The following is a 287-nucleotide window of genomic DNA, read 5'->3' on the forward strand; positions in this document are numbered from 1 at the left end:
GTGGCGACGATCTGCATCTGCGGCTGGCTCACCGGCTCCTCTCCCCTCTCTCTTGCTGCTGGCGGGCACCGGCGCCGCCCGGTCGTGATGGTGCCGAGATCGGCCAGGATGGCGGCGCGGTCGGCGTCGGTCTGGGCCAGCCGGTGCGCGTGCAGTTCGGTCACGGCTGGCGGCAGGCCATCGAACAGGGCCTGCGCGGAAGCGAGGCCGCGGACGATCGAGACGCCGCGGATCTCGGCGAGGCCGGAGTCGTCCCGGCCCACCAGCATCACGACGGCGTCGCACAG

1 pseudogene is annotated in these 287 nt (G+C 73.2%); it reads right to left on the reverse strand.

The annotated features are described in order from the left end of the window. A pseudogene (locus ACLBX8_RS32115) lies at positions 1–287 on the reverse strand (hypothetical protein); the annotation flags it as partial.

Source organism: Methylobacterium sp. D48H (assembly GCF_053345715.1).